Source organism: Enterobacter sp. WCHEn045836, from assembly GCF_003965585.1.
Classification (GTDB): Bacteria; Pseudomonadota; Gammaproteobacteria; order Enterobacterales; family Enterobacteriaceae; genus Enterobacter; species Enterobacter dissolvens.
In genome coordinates, this window is sequence record NZ_RXPT01000026.1 from 1 (window position 1) to 19,557 (window position 19,557).

The window sequence follows — 19,557 nt, forward strand, 5'->3', positions numbered from 1 at the left end:
TATACAGTGAAAAGCGCACGCCCGGTGCGCTACGTACCGTGTGGCGTAAATTCTATGGTGACACCACGGCAATGATCGGCCTGTACGGCTGTGCCGGGCTGGTATTGCTTTGCGTGTTTGGATCGTGGTTTGCCCCCTATGGTATCGACCAGCAGTTCCTCGGCTATCAGTTGTTACCTCCGTCGTGGTCGCGCTATGGGGAGGTCTCCTTCTTCCTGGGCACCGACGATCTGGGTCGTGATGTGCTGAGCCGCTTGCTGAGCGGCGCCGCCCCGACGGTGGGAGGTGCGTTTGTGGTGACGCTTGCCGCCACAGTCTGCGGCCTTGCGCTGGGCATTTTTGCCGGCTCGACACACGGTCTGCGCTCGGCGGTGCTGAACCACATTCTGGACACCCTGCTCTCTATCCCGTCGTTGCTGCTGGCAATTATCGTGGTGGCCTTTGCCGGGCCGCACCTTTCGCATGCCATGTTCGCCGTCTGGCTGGCTATTCTGCCGCGTATTGTTCGTTCTGTTTACAGCATGGTGCATGACGAGCTGGAGAAAGAGTATGTCGTTGCCGCCCGTCTGGACGGCGCTACCACGCTCAATATTCTGTGGTTTGCCGTCCTGCCAAATATCGCGGCCGGCCTGGTCACCGAGATCACCCGCGCCCTGTCGATGGCGATTCTGGATATCGCCGCGCTGGGTTTCCTCGATTTGGGTGCGCAACTGCCGTCACCGGAATGGGGCGCGATGCTGGGCGATGCGCTGGAGCTTATCTACGTTGCCCCCTGGACGGTGATGTTACCGGGTGCGGCCATCATGGTCAGCGTGTTGCTGATTAACCTGCTGGGCGACGGTATTCGCCGCGCAATTAATGCGGGGGTGCAATAATGCCGCTTCTTGATATCCGCAACCTCACCATCGAGTTTAAAACCGGTGAAGGCTGGGTTAAGGCCGTCGACCGTATCAGTATTACCCTTGCAGAAGGCGAAATACGCGGGCTGGTCGGTGAATCCGGCTCAGGGAAAAGCCTCATCGCCAAAGCCATTTGCGGCGTGGCGAAGGACAACTGGCGCGTCACCGCCGACCGAATGCGTTTTGATGATATTGACCTGCTGCGCCTCTCCCCACGCGAGCGTCGTAAGCTGGTGGGTCATAACGTCTCAATGATTTTCCAGGAGCCACAATCCTGTCTTGATCCATCCGAGCGTGTCGGCAAGCAGCTGATGCAGAACATTCCCGGCTGGACCTATAAAGGCCGCTGGTGGCAGCGTTTCGGCTGGCGAAAACGCCGCGCCATTGAGCTGCTTCATCGCGTCGGGATCAAAGATCACAAAGACGCGATGCGCAGTTTCCCCTACGAACTCACCGACGGTGAATGCCAGAAAGTGATGATTGCCATCGCGCTGGCCAATCAGCCGCGTCTGTTGATTGCGGATGAGCCTACAAACGCAATGGAGCCCACCACGCAGGCACAGATATTCCGCCTGCTGACGCGGCTGAATCAGAATAACAACACCACCATTTTGCTGATCAGCCATGACCTGCAAATGCTCAGCAAATGGGCGGATAAAATTGATGTGATGTACTGTGGGCAAACGGTGGAAACCGCCCCCAGTGAAGATCTGGTCACCACGCCGCACCACCCTTATACGCAGGCGCTGATTCGTGCAATCCCGGATTTTGGCAGCGCCATGCCGCACAAGAGCCGTCTGAACACGCTGCCCGGTGCGATCCCGCTGCTGGAGTCATTGCCGATAGGCTGTCGTCTTGGGCCACGCTGCCCGTATGCACAGCGTAAGTGTATTGAAACGCCGCGTCTGACGGGGGCGAAAAACCACCTTTACGCCTGTCATTTCCCGCTGAACATGGAGAGAGAGTGAAATGGTCGAAACCTTACTGGAAGTGCGCAACCTGAGTAAGACCTTTCGCTATCGCACCGGGCTGTTCCACCGCCAGACCGTGGAGGCCGTGAAGCCGCTGAGCTTTACGCTGCGCGAAAAACAGACCCTGGCGATCATTGGCGAGAATGGTTCCGGCAAATCCACGCTGGCAAAAATGCTGGCGGGCATGGTCGAGCCAAGCGGCGGTGAAGTGCTGATTGACGATCATCCGCTGGCATTCGGCGATTACTCCTTCCGCAGCCAGCGTATCCGCATGATCTTCCAGGATCCCTCCACTTCGCTTAATCCGCGCCAGCGCATTTCGCAGATCCTGGATTTCCCGCTGCGGCTGAATACCGATCTGGAGCCTGACGCTCGCCGTAAACGTATTTTTGAAACCCTGCGTATGGTTGGGCTGCTGCCCGATCACGAGAGTTACTATCCGCATATGCTGGCCCCGGGTCAGAAGCAGCGTCTTGGCCTGGCGCGTGCCCTGATTTTGCGCCCAAAAGTGATTATTGCTGACGAAGCCCTCGCCTCTCTGGATATGTCGATGCGTTCGCAGTTAATTAACCTGATGCTGGAGTTACAGGAAAAACAGGGGATCGCTTATATCTACGTCACGCAACATCTTGGCATGATGAAACATATCAGCGACCAGGTGATGGTCATGCACCAGGGTGAGGTCGTCGAGCGCGGCAGCACAGCGGATGTGCTGGCTTCCCCACTCCACGATTTAACAAAACGCCTGATTGCCGGACATTTTGGTGAAGCGCTAACTGCTGATGCATGGAGAAAGGATCGGTAACCGCCTGTCAGGTGTCTCCCGCGACAGCGAATATTTCGACTCAGAACGTCAAAGGATTAAACAGGACGTTTAATCCTTTTATTTTGCGTTGCACATCGCCATCCGCTTTATAAGCGGCTCTCTCCATTTTTCCTCCATACTCCAGGCAATAAGAATCAATCCTTCTCCTTCAGAATATGCAGATATTTCGGAGGAAAGAATGAACAAAATCACATATTATTTAAAAAGCCTGGAGTATCTACTCAGGAAGTGTCGGTCTTATTTAATATCTGACATTAACTTTCATCTGTCCCGTCTCAAAGAAATTCACGGTGACACATTTGATATAAAATCACCTGCTACCCTGAACGAAAAAATTTGTCATCGACTGGTCTATGACCATAATTCACACTATACGCTGCTGGCTGATAAACTGGCGGTGAGGGAATATGTGCTATCGAGAACGCAACGACTAAAAGTAGTGCCATTGATTGGCGTATACCGTCGCGTTGAGCACATTGACCTGACGAAACTGCCGAATAAATTTGTATTAAAATGCAACCATGACAGTGGAAGTGCGGTCATATGCACAAACAAAGCAGAGTTTGACCTCAAAAAAACGCAAAACAAACTCCGGCTGGCATTAAAGAGAAATTTATATTACACCACAAGGGAATGGCAATATAAAAACATCCTTCCTGTTATTCTGTGCGAGCAGTACATCGACCTGTTTAATAACACCGACAAAAGCACAACATCAGAGATGTTAAGGATCCATTGTTTTCATGGCATCGCGCAGTTCGTGGAAGCGGATTTTACCGATGAAAGCGGCAATGGATTTATCAACGTTTACGATCGGCACTGGCAATTGCAGCCTTTCCAGATGGAATATCCTAACACCCCGCAGGACATACCCAGACCTGCGTCTTATCAGGAGGCAGTGCTGGCGGCGCAAGACCTGGCCCAGGGGATTGATTATTGCCGTGTCGATCTCATGCTCACGCAGGATGAAATCTATTTTAGTGAAATAACGTTAAGCCCGAAACGAGGCAAACTTGCCATCACGCCCCCGGAATGGGACGCCAGGTTGGGCGAAATGTGGCAAATGACGCCTGTTACAAACAGGCTCATTTGAGTCATGCCGCAACCGGCCAGGTTAATTTGAATAGCGAGTGGTTTCGCTTCGTCAGAACATAGGTAACATCGCCACCGTGCGCAAGCATGATGGCTTTTACCACCGACAACCCTAAACCACAGCCTTCAGGATTCAGTTGTCTGGCCCCTTTGTCGCGCTGAAAGGGCTGGAAGAGAAAATCATGAAATTCCCGGGGTATGCCTGGCCCTTCATCCTGAATCAGGATGTAATTTTCTTTACCATACACCCCGTTTTTTATGATGAGTTTACGTGATGTCGAGTAATGCAGCGCATTGTCAAATAACACGGTCAGACATTGATTAATACGTAGCGGATCGCAGATACACCGCTGTGTTTTAAGTTCGGTATGAATATCATATTGCTTACGCTTAAACTCAGGCCTGAAGGTCTCAAGTGCTGTTTCCAGGGTGTCCTTAAGATCGATTTCGCTCTTGCATAACGTATAACCCGCACCGCCGTCCGAGCTGACAACACGGAGATCCTCTATCAGGCGAGCCAGACCTTCGGTTTGCTTTAGCAGGTTATTGAATACAGCTGGATCTGGTGCAAACACACCGTCGACGAGACCCTGAAGCCGCCCACGTAAAATCGTGACGGGTGTTCTCAGCTCATGCGCAATCGCCGCATTCCAGGATTTGCGCTGAATATCCAGCGTTTGCAATTTTTCAGCCATTTCGTTGAAGTCGTTGACGAGATGATTTATCTCGCCAAGCTGTGAACTCGCGCACCAGGCCCGGGCATCCAGATCGCCCTGAGAAATGCGTTTCAGGCTGGAGGCTACCGCGTTCAAAGGCGTCAGAATTCGTGATGACAGTTTTACGGTCAAAAAGAGAGAGATCATCAAACTGATTGTCGAGACCGTTACGAGCCACAACCAGTCCCACATCGTCATATTCTCTTCGCTGCCAGCGGCGGTGCCTCCCGGGAGGTAATCCAGTACGAAGCTGTAAAACAGCCAGGAGCCCAGAATAGCGATGGCAATAATAATCAATGCCAGCGTAACCATATAGGTTAAGATTTGGCGGCTCAGAACAGATTCTTTACTCATTTCTTGTCACCCAGCCGGTAACCCATCCCTCTTATGCTTTCAGGCACACCATGAAGACCCGCAAGTTCCAGTTTTTTGCGCAGCTTACTCATGTGGCTGTCCACCGTTCTGTCTAAGGTATCGCCCTCCGGCAGACAGGCGTTAAGTAACTCTTCGCGGGAGCAGACCTTTCTCGGGTTCCTGACCAGATAGGTCAGCAGTTTAAATTCTGTGGTGGTCAATACAGGACATACCACCTCCTCCCCAACCGTGACTTCAATATAGAAATCATCCGGGTAGACCGTAATAAAGGATGTCCGGAGCGGCATTGCTGCAACCTGTTGAACGTTGGCCTTCGTTCTGCGCAGTACGGCTTCCACTCTCGCGACAACTTCAGAGGGATTGAATGGCTTTATGACGTAATCGTCAGCGCCCAGCCGCAACCCCATCAGCTTATCCACATCCTGATCGAGGACGGTGACCATAATGACGGGCACCGTACTCTCCCGGCGCAGCGTGGTAAGGACGCTCCAGCCATCAAATACCGGCAACTGGATGTCCAGTAAAATGAGATCCGGTTTATGCAGACGCGTCAGGTTAATCGCCTGCTCACCGTCAGTTGCCCTTAAGGTTTTCATTCCTGCCCGCTGCAGGTAGCTCATCAGTATATCGGCGATTTCATCTTCATCTTCGGCGACAAGAATTAAATTATTTTGGTACATTTTCTCTCCACAGGTACGGGAAGGCGTCTCTTTTATGTTGCGAAATCATGCTAAGCGCCATTTTATAAAAAGCTCAGACCCACGCATGACAAAAAAGTGCCGTTGTGTTGTGACTTTTTTATAAGCATACCTGCAAAAAACAAAACCCTTGATGTTATTGCCTCCACACTTTCTCCACATTTCGGATATAAACACTCCATATAAACAGTTGAATCTTTTTATTCAGAAAAAAAACGACCAAAGAGAATAAACCATTGAACTTCTCGTATGTGGCTCGGTCTATCAATTGCTTTCATTAATACGCAAAGACACTCAAAATGAATATTAATAGATATGTCTCACCTGCTAACGTTGGCACGTCATGTTTGTTTCTTATTGTATCGTGGGGATTATTGCATCTTTGGATGATCCTGATACATGAAGTCGATGAAAAAGTGGCGGCAACCATTATCTCCTCACCTGTTATTTATGGTTGTATCGCAGCAACATCGTTTTTTCTTGCGATTCAACATAAAGGAGGCGGATTGTCGGAACTCCTTGTCATGGCCCTGTGCCTGGCATTGATTTTTATCTACCTGATCATCATTTTCAGTATTTTGTTAAACATCGCACCTGATATCGCCGATCTGGTGTTTTACTGCGAATGTTTTCTCATTATATTTTTTGTTGGCTCACCCATTTATCTCATGTTAAGGATGATTTAAGTTTACTGTCTCCATATAACCTCCACAAATTGCACATCAGTACTAAACATGCGCTGTATAAAGTAACGGTTAATGGATAAATTCCTGACGGAATTCCCCTGCTCTCTGGCATTAATAACTCGAAAAATATGATCCTTAAAAATACTCATCGTCCTCCGGTCGTTTCCGGGGTTGTTGGCTCGCTCAAGGCACTTGCCGTGCGGCACCGCAAGAAGCTGTTTATTACCTTCTTTCTGGTTATTGCCGAAAATGTGACCTTTTTACTCTATCCCGTACTTGCGGGGATTGCGATAAATGCCATTCTCGCCGGGGATACCGTGAGCGCTGCACTGTATGGGCTAATGGTCCTGTTTATCTGGTGCATTGGTGCCGCCAGGCGCAGCGTGGACACGCGCACCTTCGCACGAATTTACGCCGGACTTGCGGTCTCTGTTGTGCTGGCTCAGCGAAAATAGCAGCTTAATCATTCGACAATCGCGGCGAGAGTTACCTTGTCGCGTGAGTTCGTGGATTTCTTTGAAATGCATCTGCCCATGTTCATTACCTCGATGAGTTCGCTTTTTGGTGCAGCAATTATGCTGCTGATCATTGAATTCTGGGCTGGCATCGTCTGCACCATCGTCGTCTTGATCCTGATGGGATTTGTTTCCGGTTTCACCCATAAGAATGAATTGCTGTTCAGACGCCTCAATAACCGCCTTGAGAAAGAGGTCGATTATGTACATAAAGCGGGCTCTGCAACCCTGACCCGTCATTACTCTACGCTTGCGCGTTTGCGGATTGCGTTATCAGACCGCGAAGCGTGGGGATATTTACTGATTGGCTCGCTGATCGCCCTGCTTTTTACGCTGACCATTATCCTGATGACCCACACAACGGGGATTACCGCCGGTCACATTTATTCCGTGATGACGTACATGTGGATGTTCGCGACAAGCCTGGATGACGCCCCGCAACTGCTGGAGAAATTTTCACAACTCAGAGACATCGGCAAGCGGGTATCGACCAGTGATGAGATATCGCACACCTGATGCGTTTTACTGTGAGTTGACTGGAAGTAATCTTTATGCCGCAATTTTTTATTGATCGTCCTGTTTTCGCCTGGGTCGTGGCGCTTTTTATTGTGTTGACAGGGGTATTGTCGATTCCCCGGCTACCGGTGGCGCAGTATCCGGCTGTTGCGCCGCCAGGCATTATTATTACTGTCTCGTATCCCGGCGCCAGCCCTGATGTGATGAATACGTCGGTCGTTTCCCTTATCGAGCGTGAAATATCCGGCGTGGATAATTTGCTCTATTTTGAATCATCGAGTGACACCACCGGCTCAGCCTCGATTACGGTGACCTTTAAACCAGGCACCGATATCAAACTGGCGCAGATGGATCTCCAGAATCAGATAAAGATTGTCGAGCCGCGCCTACCTCAGTCGGTCAGACAAAACGGCATTAACGTCGAGGCGGCGAACGCCGGTTTTCTGATGATGGTGGGGTTAAAATCCACCTCTGGGACATTTCAGGAAGCGGATTTGAGCGATTATTTTGCCAGAAATATCAGCGATGAACTTCGCCGCGTGCCGGGGGTTGGCAAAGTCCAGCTTTTTGGTGGTGAGAAAGCGCTACGTATCTGGCTCGATCCGATGAAGCTTCATAGCTATGGGCTGTCGGTAAGCGATGTGCTTACCGCGGTCAGCCAGCAGAACACCATTGTTTCCCCCGGCAGAACGGGCGATGAACCGGCAACAGAAGGCCAGGGAGTGACTTATCCGATTACGGTTAAAGGACAACTTTCTTCGGTCGAGGCATTTCGCCATATTACACTTAAATCCGATACCACAGGGGCCCGCCTGCAGTTGTCGGACGTTGCCCGCATTGAGTCCGGCCTACAAAGCTATGCGTACGGTATTCGCGAAAACGGCGTTCCGGCGACGGCAGCCGCAATCCAACTGTCGCCGGGCGCGAATGCCATCAGTACCGCCTCAGGGGTGCGGGCACGCATTGATGAACTGTCTCACGTGCTTCCGGAGGGAATGACCTTCACGGTGCCTTTTGATACGGCGCCCTTCGTAAAGCTTTCAATTATGAAAGTGGTTCAGACATTTGTTGAAGCGATGGTACTGGTGTTCCTGGTCATGCTGCTTTTTCTGCACAAGATACGCTGCACGCTTATTCCGGCAATTGTCGCCCCCGTGGCGCTGCTGGGCACCTTTACAATAATGCTGCTCAGCGGCTATTCCATCAATATTCTGACCATGTTCGGGATGGTGCTGGCTATCGGTATTATCGTTGATGATGCCATCGTCGTTGTCGAAAACGTCGAAAGGCTGATGGAAGAAAAAAAGCTTTCCCCACGCGAAGCAACGCGGCAGGCCATGTATGAAATCACTCCTGCCATAGCGGGTATCACGCTGGTGCTTACGGCGGTGTTTATCCCGATGGGCTTTGCGCAGGGTTCGGTGGGGATCATCTATCGACAATTCTGTATTTCAATGGCCATTTCCATTTTGTTATCGGCATTCCTCGCGCTGACGCTGACCCCCGCGCTTTGTGCCACGTTACTCAAGCCCCACGCGGCGAACAAGAGAGGTGCCGGAAGATTTGCAACCTGGTTTAACACCCATTTCCATGCCCTCACGGCAGTGTATGCGTCCAGCCTGGGCGCGGTGCTAAAAAAAACGGGGCGCATGCTGCTGCTGTATGTTGCCCTTTGCGCTGCCCTGTTTATGGGGTTGTCTTCTTTGCCATCCTCATTTTTGCCGGATGAAGATCAGGGCTACTTCATGTCATCCCTGCAACTGCCTTCTGACGCGACCATGCAGCGTACCCTTAAAGTGGTTGAAAAATTTGAAGAGGAAATTGCATTGCGACAGGCGATTGAAAGCAACATCATGATCCTGGGCTTTGGCTTTTCGGGTTCCGGCCCTAACTCGGCCATGGCCTTTACCACGCTTAAGGACTGGAAAAATCGACAAGGGATCACCGCCCAGGGGGAAGCAGACGCTATCCAGTCCCGCATGGCTGGCGTTTCTGATGCCGTCACAATGAGCTTACTTCCTCCGGCTATTTCGGATATGGGGACCTCATCCGGATTCACTTACTACTTGCAGGACAGAGCGGGTCTGGGATATCAGGCCTTAAAAAATGCCGCCGATGAGTTTGTTCAGCATGCAAATCAGCGCCCTGAACTGAATGATGTCTACATTGATGGCCTGCCTGAGGGAACCAGCCTTGCACTGCAGATTGACCGGGAAAAAGCAGAGGCCATGGGCGTCTCGTTTGATGAAATTAATCAAACTCTGTCTGTCACCATGGGCTCCAGTTACGTTAATGACTACACCCATAACGGTCGCGTTCAACAGGTCATTGTACAGGCCGATGCGCCATACCGTATGCAACCTGAACAATTGTTAACCTTATCGGTAAAAAACCGGACAGGTCAGATGGTGCCGGTATCTACGTTTGCAACACTGTCATGGAACGTTGCGCCTCAGCAGTTGAACCGATACCAGGGATATCCTGCGATACGGATTACGGGAAGTGCCGCCTCGGGTGAGTCCAGCGGTACGGCAATGAAAATCGTGGAAACGCTGGCAAAGGAGCTGCCTGCGGGTATCGCAGGCGACTGGGCCGGGAGTTCACTGCAGGAGAAAGCGTCTGAGTCACAGCTTCCTGGCCTGATTGTGCTGTCAATCCTCGTGGTATTTATGGTACTCGCCGCCCTTTACGAGAGCTGGTCGATTCCCTTCGCGGTCATGCTGGTCGTTCCACTGGGTCTTATTGGCGCGGTTGCAGCCGTATCCATTGCAGGTATGACTAATGATGTTTTCTTCAAGGTCGGTCTGATCACCCTGATTGGGCTTTCCGCCAAGAACGCCATTCTGATTGTCGAGTTTGCCAGGCAGCTTCAGCGGGAGGGGCAAACAACCGTCGCGGCAACCCTCCAGGCCGCCAGTCAGCGCTTGCGCCCCATTTTAATGACCTCGTTAGCCTTTACGCTAGGCGTTGTCCCGCTAATGCTGGCCACCGGGGCGAGTGACAGCACGCAGCATGCCATCGGCACCGGCGTATTCGGCGGCATGATTAGCGGTACGCTTCTCGCCCTCTTCTTCGTACCGGTTTTCTTTATTGTCGTCGCGCGTTTCATTGAGCGCGCCAGGAAAAGGTGAAACGCTTTGCAGGATCACGCTTCCACGCTGGTTGGATGAGGCGAAGCTTAACCCGGGTGATATACTGGACGAATGGCGAAATTTTAAGACCTGCGTCACCCGTGTCAGCCCCTTTCGGGACCCCGTTCATGGGCAATGCGCGAGAAATAGCGTGACACAAGGGGCAGTGAGTGGGCTATAATTTCGAGCTGATTTCGAATAATTTTGAAATACTGCCTGTAACGCTATGATTTACAAGGCAAAAAACAAGCAATGAATATAAGGATTAAAGCTATGGGTTTTCTTTCCGGTAAGCGCATTCTGGTAACCGGCGTTGCCAGCAAACTGTCCATCGCATACGGCATCGCACAGGCTATGCATCGCGAAGGCGCTGAGCTGGCGTTCACCTACCAGAACGACAAGCTGAAAGGCCGTGTTGAAGAGTTTGCCGCGCAGCTGGGTTCCAGCATCGTTCTGGAATGTGACGTTGCACAAGATGAAAGCATCGATGGCATGTTTGCTGAACTGGCAAAAACGTGGGACAAATTCGACGGTTTCGTTCACTCCATCGGCTTCGCACCTGGCGACCAGCTGGACGGCGACTACGTTAACGCGGTTACCCGTGATGGCTTCAAAATCGCGCACGACATCAGCTCCTACAGCTTCGTTGCGATGGCGAAATCTTGCCGCGCCATGCTGAACCCGGGCTCCGCCCTGCTGACGCTGTCCTACCTGGGCGCAGAGCGTGCTATCCCTAACTACAACGTTATGGGTCTGGCTAAAGCGTCTCTGGAAGCAAACGTCCGCTACATGGCGAACGCAATGGGCCCTGAAGGTGTGCGCGTTAACGCCATCTCTGCAGGTCCAATCCGCACCCTGGCCGCTTCTGGCATCAAAGATTTCCGTAAAATGCTGGCACACTGCGAAGCGGTTACGCCGATTCGTCGTACCGTTACCATTGAAGATGTGGGTAACTCTGCAGCATTCCTGTGCTCTGACCTTTCCGCGGGTATCTCCGGCGAAGTGGTTCACGTTGATGGCGGCTTCAACATCGCTGCAATGAACGAGCTGGAAATTAAATAAGTTTGTGACTCTCTTCCCGCCCGGGAAGAGAGTTTCTCCCCCCCCGCCGCCTCTCGTTATTCCGTTCTGCTATTTGTTATCACCTAACAATATTTTTCCCCTCATCCGCCTTACGCCAGGATATTGATCGCCATTTTGAGATCAAGGAACGCCCATGGAACAACGCCGTTTTTCCGGCAAAGGCCACTGGTACCACGAAACCCAGTCAAACCACGCGCAGACGGATGTCCTGCCCCTGGTGCCCGAAGCCGCTAACGTCGACGATCGTTTTTTGCTCGATTTAGCCTTACCTGATGAGATTGTCGCCGCCTGTTCTGGCTGGCTAACCCCTGCCAGAGCCTTATGTCATCTGCTGTTCCCGCTCGATATCCCCGTCAACCGCCTGCACACATTAAGTGCTTATGACAGGCTGAGCACCGCGCTGACGGTCGCGCAGGCCTGTGGGGTTCAGAGGCTCTGTAATCATTACGCCGCCCTTCTCGCCCCACTTCCCGGCCCGGACTCCTCACGTGAAAGTAACCGCCGTCTGGCACAAATCACGCAATATGCCCGCCAGCTTGCCAGTTCACCGGATGTTATTGATGATAAAGCGCAGAACCAGCTCGATGAGGTGGGCCTGACAACGTATGACATCGTGCTCATCAGCCAGATTATTGGCTTCATCGGTTTTCAGGCCCGCGTAGTCGCGGTGTTTCAGGCGCTACTGGGGCACCCCGTACGCTGGCTGCCAGGACATCATATTCAACCGCACACACTGCCCGTCAGGCCCGGCGCCTGGATCGCTCTCCTGCCTGTGGTGGAACTGCGCTATGCCAGTGCGCATCAACTCGAGTCCCTTTCACGCTGGCAAGCCGAGCCTGCCCTTCAGGCGCTAACGCCTGTGCTGTGCCATGAACCCATGCTGCTCGATCTGACGGGGGAAATCCTGAATCATTGCCGTGAAGAAGCCTGGGTAACCTCGCCGGCGCTCTCGGCGGCCGTGGAGTTGTTAACACGTTCTCCGGACCGTTTCAGTGCAGCACAGTTTAACCCGCTCACGGAGGAAGGACTTCCCGCTGACCGGGCGATTGCGCTGCTTACGCGAAGCGCGTTTGATGGCTGGCTTGAGCGCCTGAAAGTCGCGCTTGGCAAAGCGGAATAACCATACTATTTACCCAAAGACCGCTTGCTGTGGCAGTGAGAATCGCGTAAAACTGTCAGCCGCTCAATGGCTACGAAAATAGAACATTATGTTTCAGGACAACCCGCTGCTAGCGCAGCTTAAACAGCAACTGCATTCCCAGACGCCGCGTGCAGAAGGGGTCGTAAAAGCCACGGAAAAAGGCTTTGGTTTCCTTGAAGTCGACGCGCAGAAAAGCTACTTCATTCCGCCACCGCAGATGAAGAAAGTGATGCACGGTGACCGCGTCATGGCTGTCATTCATACTGAAAAAGAACGTGAATCTGCCGAGCCGGAAGAACTGATCGAGCCGTTCCTGACCCGTTTTGTGGGCAAGGTGCAGAGAAAAGACGACCGTCTCTCTATCGTGCCAGATCATCCCCTGCTGAAAGACGCCATTCCATGCCGTGCCGCTCGCGGCGTTGAGCATGATTTCAAAGAAGGTGACTGGGCCGTGGCGGAAATGCGCCGTCATCCTCTGAAAGGCGATCGTGGGTTCTATGCGGAACTGACCCAGTTCATTACCTTCGGCGACGACCATTTCGTGCCGTGGTGGGTTACGCTTGCGCGCCATAATCTTGAAAAAGAAGCCCCGAACGGCGTAGCCACCGAGATGCAGGATGAAGGGCTGGAGCGTAGGGATCTGACCGCACTGGAGTTTGTCACTATCGACAGCGCCAGTACGCAAGATATGGATGATGCGCTGTATGCTGAAGAGCGCGCCGATGGCAAACTGCTGTTAACCGTCGCCATTGCCGATCCTACCGCCTGGATTGCCGAAGGCAGCAAGCTGGACGATATCGCGAAAGTCCGTGCGTTCACAAACTACCTGCCTGGCTTTAACATCCCGATGTTACCGCGTGAACTCTCCGACGATCTCTGCTCGCTGCGTCCGAATGAAGTGCGTCCTGTTCTCGCCTGCCGTATGACCATTGCTGCGGACGGCACGATTGAAGACGATATCGAATTCTTTGCTGCCACCATTGAATCAAAAGCCAAGCTGGCTTATGACGACGTTTCTGACTGGCTGGAAAATACCGGCACCTGGAAACCGGAGTCAGACGCCATTGCTGCACAGATTCGTCTGCTGCACCGCATCTGTCTGAACCGCAGTGAATGGCGTCAAACCCATGCGCTGGTATTCAAAGATCGTCCGGACTATCGCTTTGTTCTGGGTGAAAAAGGCGAAGTGCTGGATATCGTGGCCGAGCCGCGCCGTATTGCAAATCGCATCGTCGAAGAGGCGATGATTTCCGCCAACATTTGTGCCGCACGCGTGCTGCGCGACAAGCTGGGCTTCGGTATTTATAACGTCCATACCGGCTTTGATCCGGCCAATACCGAAGCGCTGGCCGCCCTGCTGAAGAATCATGACGTGCATGTTGACCCGGAAGAGGTGCTGACCTTGCAGGGCTTCTGCAAGCTGCGTCGCGAGCTGGACGCACAGCCTTCTGGTTTCCTCGACAGCCGTATTCGTCGGTTCCAGTCCTTTGCTGAAATCAGCACAGAGCCTGGCCCGCACTTCGGCCTCGGCCTGGATGCCTACGCGACCTGGACATCTCCAATTCGTAAGTACGGCGATATGGTTAACCACCGCCTGCTCAAAGCGATCATCAAGGGCGAATCCATTGCACGTCCTCAGGATGACACGACCCTGCAGATGGCAGATCGTCGACGCCTGAACCGCATGGCGGAACGTGACGTGGGTGACTGGTTGTACGCCCGCTTCCTGCAGGATAAAGCCGGTACAGAGACTCGCTTCGCCGCAGAAATCATTGATATCAGCCGTGGGGGTATGCGTGTGCGTCTGGTGGATAACGGGGCGGTTGCCTTTATCCCTGCACCTTTCCTGCATGCCGTTCGCGACGAACTGGTCTGTAGCCAGGAAAATGGTACTGTGCAAATCAAAGGTGAAACGGTTTACAAGGTCACGGACGTGATTGACGTCACTATCGCCGAAGTCCGCATGGAAACCCGCAGTATTATCGCGCGCCCTGGCGCCTGATAAGCTATTCAATTGTCGGCCCTTTCCTTACAGGGCGGGCCGACATTTTTTTCTTCCACGCCGCTCTGCAAAATCATCATTTTTTCTTACTATTTTCAGTCTTCTTCCGCCCAATTTCGCCATAATTATCTACAGTAAAAGAGTGCCGTTATATCCGGTTACGTGAATTTTTATTGGCTGAGTATCCTTTTTTACCTGACTCGTTTTATTATAAGAAAACCGGGAAAAAACAATAAGTTCACATCGGTTCAGCCGTGGTCTCACTTCGGAAAAGCCGATCGCAAATGAATAAATTGTGCGCTAACAGGCAGCTTCAGGAGAAAACATGATGGACGATTTGGAGCAGAATTTGCTGTTTCGTTACATGGGAACTCACAGCCCCTGGTGGCGACTGACAGCGGACAGCAATGCTCTGCACCTTGCCACCAGCGAAAATGCCGATGTGACTCAGGTGGTGGCGCTGGATGATGAACAGGCCGAACTTATCCGCCAGTTAACCGTCATTACGTCCAGCATCTCAATGACGCTCTCGTTGTATGGCGAAGATGTGCCTGTTCACCTTGTCGGACGCAAAATAACCCGTAATGAATGGGCCGGTACCGCCTCTGCGTGGAACGATACGCCTTCCGTGGCCCGCGACCTGGCTCAGGGCCTGTCCTTTGCTGAGCAGGTCGTCTCCGAAGCCAACTCCGTTATCGTCATTCTCGATCAGAATGGCAACATTCAGCGATTTAACCGCCTGAGCGAAGAGTACACCGGTCTCAAAGAACAAGAAGTTATCGGCCAGAATGTGTTTAAGTTGTTTATGAGCCGCAGTGAAGCCGCAGCCTCAAAGCGCAACATTACCGGTTTCTTTCGCAACGGCAGTTCTTACGAAGTCGAACGCTGGATCAAAACGCGAAAAGGACAACGCTTGTTTCTGTTCAGAAACAAATTTGTCCACAGCGGCAGCGGTAAAAATGAAATTTTTCTTATCTGTTCCGGCACCGATATTACGGAAGAGCGCCGCGCCCAGGAGCGCCTGCGGGTGCTGGCCAACACCGATACCATCACCGGCTTGCCGAACCGTAATGCGATCCACGAACTGATTTCAGACGCCATCGACAACCGTGGTGAGACGCAGGTTGGCGTGGTATATCTCGATCTCGATAACTTCAAAAAAGTGAACGATGCCTACGGGCATATGTTTGGCGATCAGCTCCTGCAGGCGGTTGCGCTGGCCATTCTGAGCTGTCTGGATGAAGGCCAGGTACTGGCGCGACTCGGCGGCGATGAATTTATTGTCATGGCCACCCATACCTCTCAGGGTTCTCTGGAAGCGATGGCATCACGCATTCTGACCCGTCTGCGTCAGCCGTTCAGAATTGGTCTGATTGAAATTTACACGGGCTGCTCATTAGGGATCGCCCTCGCCCCGCAGCACGGCAACGATCGGGAAAGCGTCATCCGCAATGCCGATACCGCTATGTACACCGCCAAAGAGAACGGCCGGGGCAAGTTCTGCGTCTTCTCACCGGAAATGAACCAGCGCGTGTTTGAATATCTCTGGCTGGATACCAACCTGCGTAAAGCACTGGATAACGATCAACTGCTGATCCACTATCAGCCCAAAGTCACCTGGCGCGGCGAAGTCAGAAGCCTGGAAGCGCTGGTGCGCTGGCAATCCCCAGAACGCGGATTAATTCCTCCGCTGGAATTTATCTCGTATGCTGAGGAGTCAGGGCTGATTGTGCCGCTTGGCCGCTGGGTCATGCTTGACGTGGTTCGTCAGGTGGCCAAATGGCGCGATAAGGGCATTAATCTGCGTGTGGCAGTGAACGTCTCGGCTCGTCAACTGGCCGACCAAACCATTTTTAGTGATTTAAAACAGGCCCTGAAGGATCTGGATTTTGAATACTGCCCTATCGACGTGGAGTTGACAGAAAGCTGTCTCATTGAAAACGAAGAGCTGGCGTTGTCAGTGATCAAACAGTTCAGCCAGCTTGGCGCACAAATTCATCTGGACGATTTTGGGACCGGTTACTCGTCTTTGTCCCAACTGGCACGATTCCCAATCGATGCAATCAAGCTTGATCAGTCATTTGTCCGGGATATTCATAAACAGTCCATTTCCCAGTCGCTGGTGCGGGCCATTGTCGCGGTGGCGCAGGCACTGAACTTACAGGTCATTGCTGAAGGTGTGGAGAGCGCAAAAGAAGACGCCTTTCTGACTAAGAACGGCGTCAACGAACGGCAGGGTTTTCTCTTTGCTAAGCCCATGCCCGCTGCCGCATTCGAGCGATGGCTAAAGCGATATCAGTCGCGTAAACAGCGTTAACTGGCTTTGCGTAATCCCGCCGCATGGTGGCGGTTTTGCAGCATCACCAGACGCTCCATATAGGCGATATCTTTTGGCTCAAGGCAGAATGCCGCATCGACCCAATCTTCCGTGATGTCCATCAGCTCACTGCGGGGCAACTGCAGTACGCGTGTACGGGCGCGTAACATCGCCCTTACGCCGTTCAGCTTCGGCCGCAGCGTGTCGATGAACGTTCTGACAGAGACGTAGCTTTGTCCAGGTTCGAACAGCACATCCACTAAACCATGCTGTTCATACCACTCTGCCGTATGAGACTCCCCTTTATAGATGAGTTCCTCTGCCAGTTTCATACCTGAACGGCGTGCGACCAGCGAGTATCCCCCCATACCGGGGAAAAGATTGAAGGCGATCTCAGGGAAGCCTAAACGGGCATCGCGCTGGGACAGCACGAAGTGGTGCGCCAGCGCGGCCTCAAATCCGCCCCCTAACGCACTGCCTTCAACCATCGCCAGCGTGATAGCCCCCGTATCAAAACCCCGTGACGCCGCATGGACACAATCAACGCAGGCACGAGCATAGGCCCGTAACGCTTCGCGACGTCCATTCTGGATGCATTCTACGAAGAACTGTAAATCACCTCCCGTATTGTACATCTCGGGCACCAGCGAACCGGTTACCCAAAAATCGACCGCAAACCCGGACTGGCGAACCAGCCATGAGAGGTTCATGATCTCCTCAATTAACGCATGGTTGAAACAGGGTCGTGGCTGCGCCCGCAACATCATCCAGACTGTGCGGCGCTCCTCTTCGTAATACCCTGACAACTGAGTGAAACGTTCAGTATCGGTAAACAGTGTGCAGGTAGTCTGATTGATAACTGTCATAGTCTAATTCCTCATATAAAAAAGCGCCTTGCGCGCAGTTTTAGACTAATCCACTCATTCATCACGCTGCATGCGGGGGAATAAATTTATTACTTTCATTTATGTAATTTAGTTATTGCATTTTTTCCCTTCTCTTTTGAATCCATTTTCTGCATCATTGAAAATACTAACTTTTCGTACCCGGGATGAGATTATGTCTAACATTGATGCGCAGGCCGTAGCCCAACGAATTGATACCGTGCTGGATATACTGGTGGCGGGCGATTATCACTCTGCGATCCGTAACCTTGAGATCCTGAAGTCTGAACTTCTTGCTCAGAATGGCGCCGAAACTGCACCAGAAAACAGACAGCCAAAAGCCCCGTGGGAAGTTTAACCCCACCCTTTCCGCCCTCGTTTCGCTTTATTAAATGGATGCTATGAATTCCCGACAACAAATCATTCTGCAGATGGTCATCGATCAGGGACGCGTAAGCGTCGTCGATCTCGCTAAAACGACAGGCGTTTCTGAAGTCACAATCCGTCAGGATCTGAATCTGCTGGAAAAACAGAGCTACCTGCGTCGTGCGCATGGGTATGCGGTCCCGCTGGACAGCGAGGACGTTGAAACCCGCATGATGAACAACTATGCCCTCAAACGTGAACTGGCTGAGTTTGCCGCGTCCTTAGTGAACAATGGCGAAACGGTCTTTATTGAGAACGGCAGTAGTAACGCCCTGCTGGCCCGCACCCTGGCCGATCAAAAAGACATCACCATCATTACCGTCAGTAGCTATATCGCTCACTTGCTGAAGGAGACACGCTGTGAGGTCATTCTGCTGGGCGGCATCTACCAGAAAAAAAGTGAGAGCATGGTAGGCCCACTGACGCGTCAGTATGTTCAGCAGGTGCATTTTAGTAAGGCCTTCATCGGTATTGACGGCTGGCAGCCAGAAACCGGCTTTACCGGACGGGATATGATGCGTTCAGACGTAGTGAATGCGGTGCTGGAAAAAGAGTGTGAAGCTATCGTGCTGACCGACAGCTCAAAATTTGGCGCGGTCCATCCCTATACGATGGGGCCAATTTCCCGATTCAGTCGCGTAATTACCGATGACCGGCTGAGCGATGCACACCGGAATAAACTCGAAGAAGACGGCCTTATCGTCGATATTATTAAAAAACCCGCATGATGCCAGGTGCGCCTGAAATTCAGGCGCACCTCAAACGCTCTCTGAGATGATTCCTAACCTCCCTTTAAGAGTTTTTACCTGTTTAACCTGCCCTAAAGTCGTAAAATTAATGCTAGCGATATAACAGGAAGTGACTATCACTTGCGTGATTACGTAACACCTGCGCGACCAGCTTTCACGGAGAACAGAATTTAAGTATTCAGCTAGTCTATACTTAAAACGTACATCTTTCCGTGAATCGATAATTCAGGAGAAAGTATTATGACCTTAACCAGCAAAAAATTAGCCGCCGCTGTTCTGGCAATCACTGTAGCGATGTCCCTGAGCGCATGCTCTAACTGGTCTAAACGTGACCGTAACACCGCCATTGGCGCCGGTGCTGGTGCAATCGGTGGTGCAGTATTAACAGATGGTAGTACGCTGGGTACATTAGGTGGTGCTGCTGTTGGTGGTATTATCGGTCACCAGGTAGGCAAATAATTATTATACGCCCTGACGGGCTTTGCGTTATTTAACGCATTTCAGGTCTGACTTACGCACGTATAAAACAA

At 52.1% G+C, this 19,557-nt stretch carries 16 protein-coding genes and 1 pseudogene; 14 read left to right on the forward strand and 3 right to left on the reverse strand.

Annotation, left to right across the window (positions count from 1 at the left end):
- The 4 genes from sapC to EKN38_RS23665 form a co-directional block, all read left to right on the forward strand.
- Positions 1-875, forward strand: an 875-nt coding sequence (sapC, locus tag EKN38_RS23650) for a putrescine export ABC transporter permease SapC (RefSeq protein WP_126522917.1), incomplete at its 5' end; no start/stop codon positions are given.
- Positions 875-1,867 (forward strand): peptide ABC transporter ATP-binding protein SapD, encoded by a 993-nt coding sequence (sapD, locus tag EKN38_RS23655; protein ID WP_014832200.1) that lies wholly within the window; start codon positions 875-877, stop codon positions 1,865-1,867. The genes sapC and sapD, both read left to right, overlap by 1 nt.
- 1 nt (position 1,868) lies before the next feature.
- Entirely contained in the window at positions 1,869-2,675 is an 807-nt protein-coding gene (gene sapF / locus EKN38_RS23660) for a putrescine export ABC transporter ATP-binding protein SapF (RefSeq protein ID WP_014832201.1), read from the forward strand.
- A gap of 199 nt (positions 2,676-2,874) precedes the next feature.
- Complete coding sequence (locus EKN38_RS23665) at positions 2,875-3,789, forward strand: ATP-grasp fold amidoligase family protein (protein WP_126522920.1); 915 nt, start codon at positions 2,875-2,877, stop codon at positions 3,787-3,789.
- A gap of 1 nt (position 3,790) precedes the next feature.
- On the opposite strand, the gene EKN38_RS23670 is transcribed toward EKN38_RS23665, so the two are convergent.
- Both EKN38_RS23670 and EKN38_RS23675 read right to left on the reverse strand, forming a co-directional pair.
- Complete coding sequence (locus EKN38_RS23670) at positions 3,791-4,858, reverse strand: ATP-binding protein (RefSeq protein ID WP_014832203.1); 1,068 nt, start codon at positions 4,856-4,858, stop codon at positions 3,791-3,793.
- Entirely contained in the window at positions 4,855-5,559 is a 705-nt protein-coding gene (locus tag EKN38_RS23675) for a response regulator (protein WP_126522922.1), read from the reverse strand. The genes EKN38_RS23670 and EKN38_RS23675 overlap by 4 nt, the downstream gene beginning before the upstream one ends.
- Positions 5,560-5,876: 317 nt before the next feature.
- On the opposite strand from EKN38_RS23675, the gene EKN38_RS23680 reads away from it, so the two are divergent.
- The 7 genes and pseudogenes from EKN38_RS23680 to pdeR all read left to right on the forward strand — a co-directional run bounded on the left by EKN38_RS23680 (position 5,877) and on the right by pdeR (position 16,968).
- A complete protein-coding gene (locus tag EKN38_RS23680) occupies positions 5,877-6,263 on the forward strand; it encodes a hypothetical protein (RefSeq protein ID WP_043951647.1) in 387 nt (128 codons plus the stop codon).
- Positions 6,264-6,391: 128 nt separating this feature from the next.
- Positions 6,392-7,294, forward strand: a pseudogene (locus tag EKN38_RS23685) (ABC transporter six-transmembrane domain-containing protein).
- Positions 7,295-7,329: 35 nt separating this feature from the next.
- Positions 7,330-10,425: a multidrug efflux RND transporter permease subunit gene (locus EKN38_RS23690; RefSeq protein ID WP_014832207.1), complete on the forward strand. Its 3,096-nt coding sequence runs from the start codon at positions 7,330-7,332 to the stop codon at positions 10,423-10,425.
- A gap of 273 nt (positions 10,426-10,698) precedes the next feature.
- A complete protein-coding gene (gene fabI / locus EKN38_RS23695) occupies positions 10,699-11,487 on the forward strand; it encodes an enoyl-ACP reductase FabI (RefSeq protein ID WP_014832208.1) in 789 nt (262 codons plus the stop codon).
- Between the two features lie 154 nt (positions 11,488-11,641).
- Positions 11,642-12,628 (forward strand): CMD domain-containing protein, encoded by a 987-nt coding sequence (locus EKN38_RS23700; protein ID WP_014832209.1) that lies wholly within the window; start codon positions 11,642-11,644, stop codon positions 12,626-12,628.
- An 88-nt stretch (positions 12,629-12,716) separates the two neighbouring features.
- Positions 12,717-14,651 carry an exoribonuclease II gene (locus EKN38_RS23705; RefSeq protein ID WP_014832210.1) on the forward strand — a complete coding sequence of 645 codons (1,935 nt, stop codon included), beginning with the start codon at positions 12,717-12,719 and terminating at the stop codon, positions 14,649-14,651.
- A gap of 325 nt (positions 14,652-14,976) precedes the next feature.
- Complete coding sequence (gene pdeR / locus EKN38_RS23710; RefSeq protein ID WP_014832211.1) at positions 14,977-16,968, forward strand: cyclic di-GMP phosphodiesterase; 1,992 nt, start codon at positions 14,977-14,979, stop codon at positions 16,966-16,968.
- Here pdeR and EKN38_RS23715 read toward each other — a convergent pair.
- Positions 16,965-17,834 carry a crotonase/enoyl-CoA hydratase family protein gene (locus EKN38_RS23715; RefSeq protein WP_014832212.1) on the reverse strand — a complete coding sequence of 290 codons (870 nt, stop codon included), beginning with the start codon at positions 17,832-17,834 and terminating at the stop codon, positions 16,965-16,967. The two genes, pdeR and EKN38_RS23715, sit on opposite strands and share 4 nt — an antisense overlap.
- A gap of 193 nt (positions 17,835-18,027) precedes the next feature.
- On the opposite strand from EKN38_RS23715, the gene EKN38_RS23720 reads away from it, so the two are divergent.
- The 3 genes from EKN38_RS23720 to osmB all read left to right on the forward strand — a co-directional run bounded on the left by EKN38_RS23720 (position 18,028) and on the right by osmB (position 19,486).
- Positions 18,028-18,210 (forward strand): hypothetical protein, encoded by a 183-nt coding sequence (locus EKN38_RS23720; protein ID WP_014832213.1) that lies wholly within the window; start codon positions 18,028-18,030, stop codon positions 18,208-18,210.
- A gap of 43 nt (positions 18,211-18,253) precedes the next feature.
- Positions 18,254-19,006: a DNA-binding transcriptional regulator YciT gene (locus tag EKN38_RS23725; RefSeq protein ID WP_014832214.1), complete on the forward strand. Its 753-nt coding sequence runs from the start codon at positions 18,254-18,256 to the stop codon at positions 19,004-19,006.
- 261 nt (positions 19,007-19,267) lie between these two features.
- On the forward strand, positions 19,268-19,486 hold the full coding sequence (gene osmB, locus EKN38_RS23730) for an osmotically-inducible lipoprotein OsmB (protein WP_014832215.1): 219 nt from the start codon (positions 19,268-19,270) through the stop codon (positions 19,484-19,486).
- Positions 19,487-19,557: the final 71 nt, after the last annotated feature.

Coding starts and splice junctions, on each gene's coding strand:
- EKN38_RS23670 (WP_014832203.1), bottom strand. CDS start 4,858: ATGAGTAAAGAATCTGTTCTGAGCCGCCAAATCTTAACCTATATGGTT.
- EKN38_RS23690 (WP_014832207.1), top strand. CDS start 7,330: ATGCCGCAATTTTTTATTGATCGTCCTGTTTTCGCCTGGGTCGTGGCG.
- sapD (WP_014832200.1), top strand. CDS start 875: ATGCCGCTTCTTGATATCCGCAACCTCACCATCGAGTTTAAAACCGGT.
- EKN38_RS23725 (WP_014832214.1), top strand. CDS start 18,254: ATGAATTCCCGACAACAAATCATTCTGCAGATGGTCATCGATCAGGGA.
- EKN38_RS23675 (WP_126522922.1), bottom strand. CDS start 5,559: ATGTACCAAAATAATTTAATTCTTGTCGCCGAAGATGAAGATGAAATC.
- pdeR (WP_014832211.1), top strand. CDS start 14,977: ATGATGGACGATTTGGAGCAGAATTTGCTGTTTCGTTACATGGGAACT.
- EKN38_RS23665 (WP_126522920.1), top strand. CDS start 2,875: ATGAACAAAATCACATATTATTTAAAAAGCCTGGAGTATCTACTCAGG.
- EKN38_RS23680 (WP_043951647.1), top strand. CDS start 5,877: ATGAATATTAATAGATATGTCTCACCTGCTAACGTTGGCACGTCATGT.
- fabI (WP_014832208.1), top strand. CDS start 10,699: ATGGGTTTTCTTTCCGGTAAGCGCATTCTGGTAACCGGCGTTGCCAGC.
- EKN38_RS23715 (WP_014832212.1), bottom strand. CDS start 17,834: ATGACAGTTATCAATCAGACTACCTGCACACTGTTTACCGATACTGAA.
- EKN38_RS23700 (WP_014832209.1), top strand. CDS start 11,642: ATGGAACAACGCCGTTTTTCCGGCAAAGGCCACTGGTACCACGAAACC.
- sapF (WP_014832201.1), top strand. CDS start 1,869: ATGGTCGAAACCTTACTGGAAGTGCGCAACCTGAGTAAGACCTTTCGC.
- EKN38_RS23720 (WP_014832213.1), top strand. CDS start 18,028: ATGTCTAACATTGATGCGCAGGCCGTAGCCCAACGAATTGATACCGTG.
- EKN38_RS23705 (WP_014832210.1), top strand. CDS start 12,717: ATGTTTCAGGACAACCCGCTGCTAGCGCAGCTTAAACAGCAACTGCAT.
- osmB (WP_014832215.1), top strand. CDS start 19,268: ATGACCTTAACCAGCAAAAAATTAGCCGCCGCTGTTCTGGCAATCACT.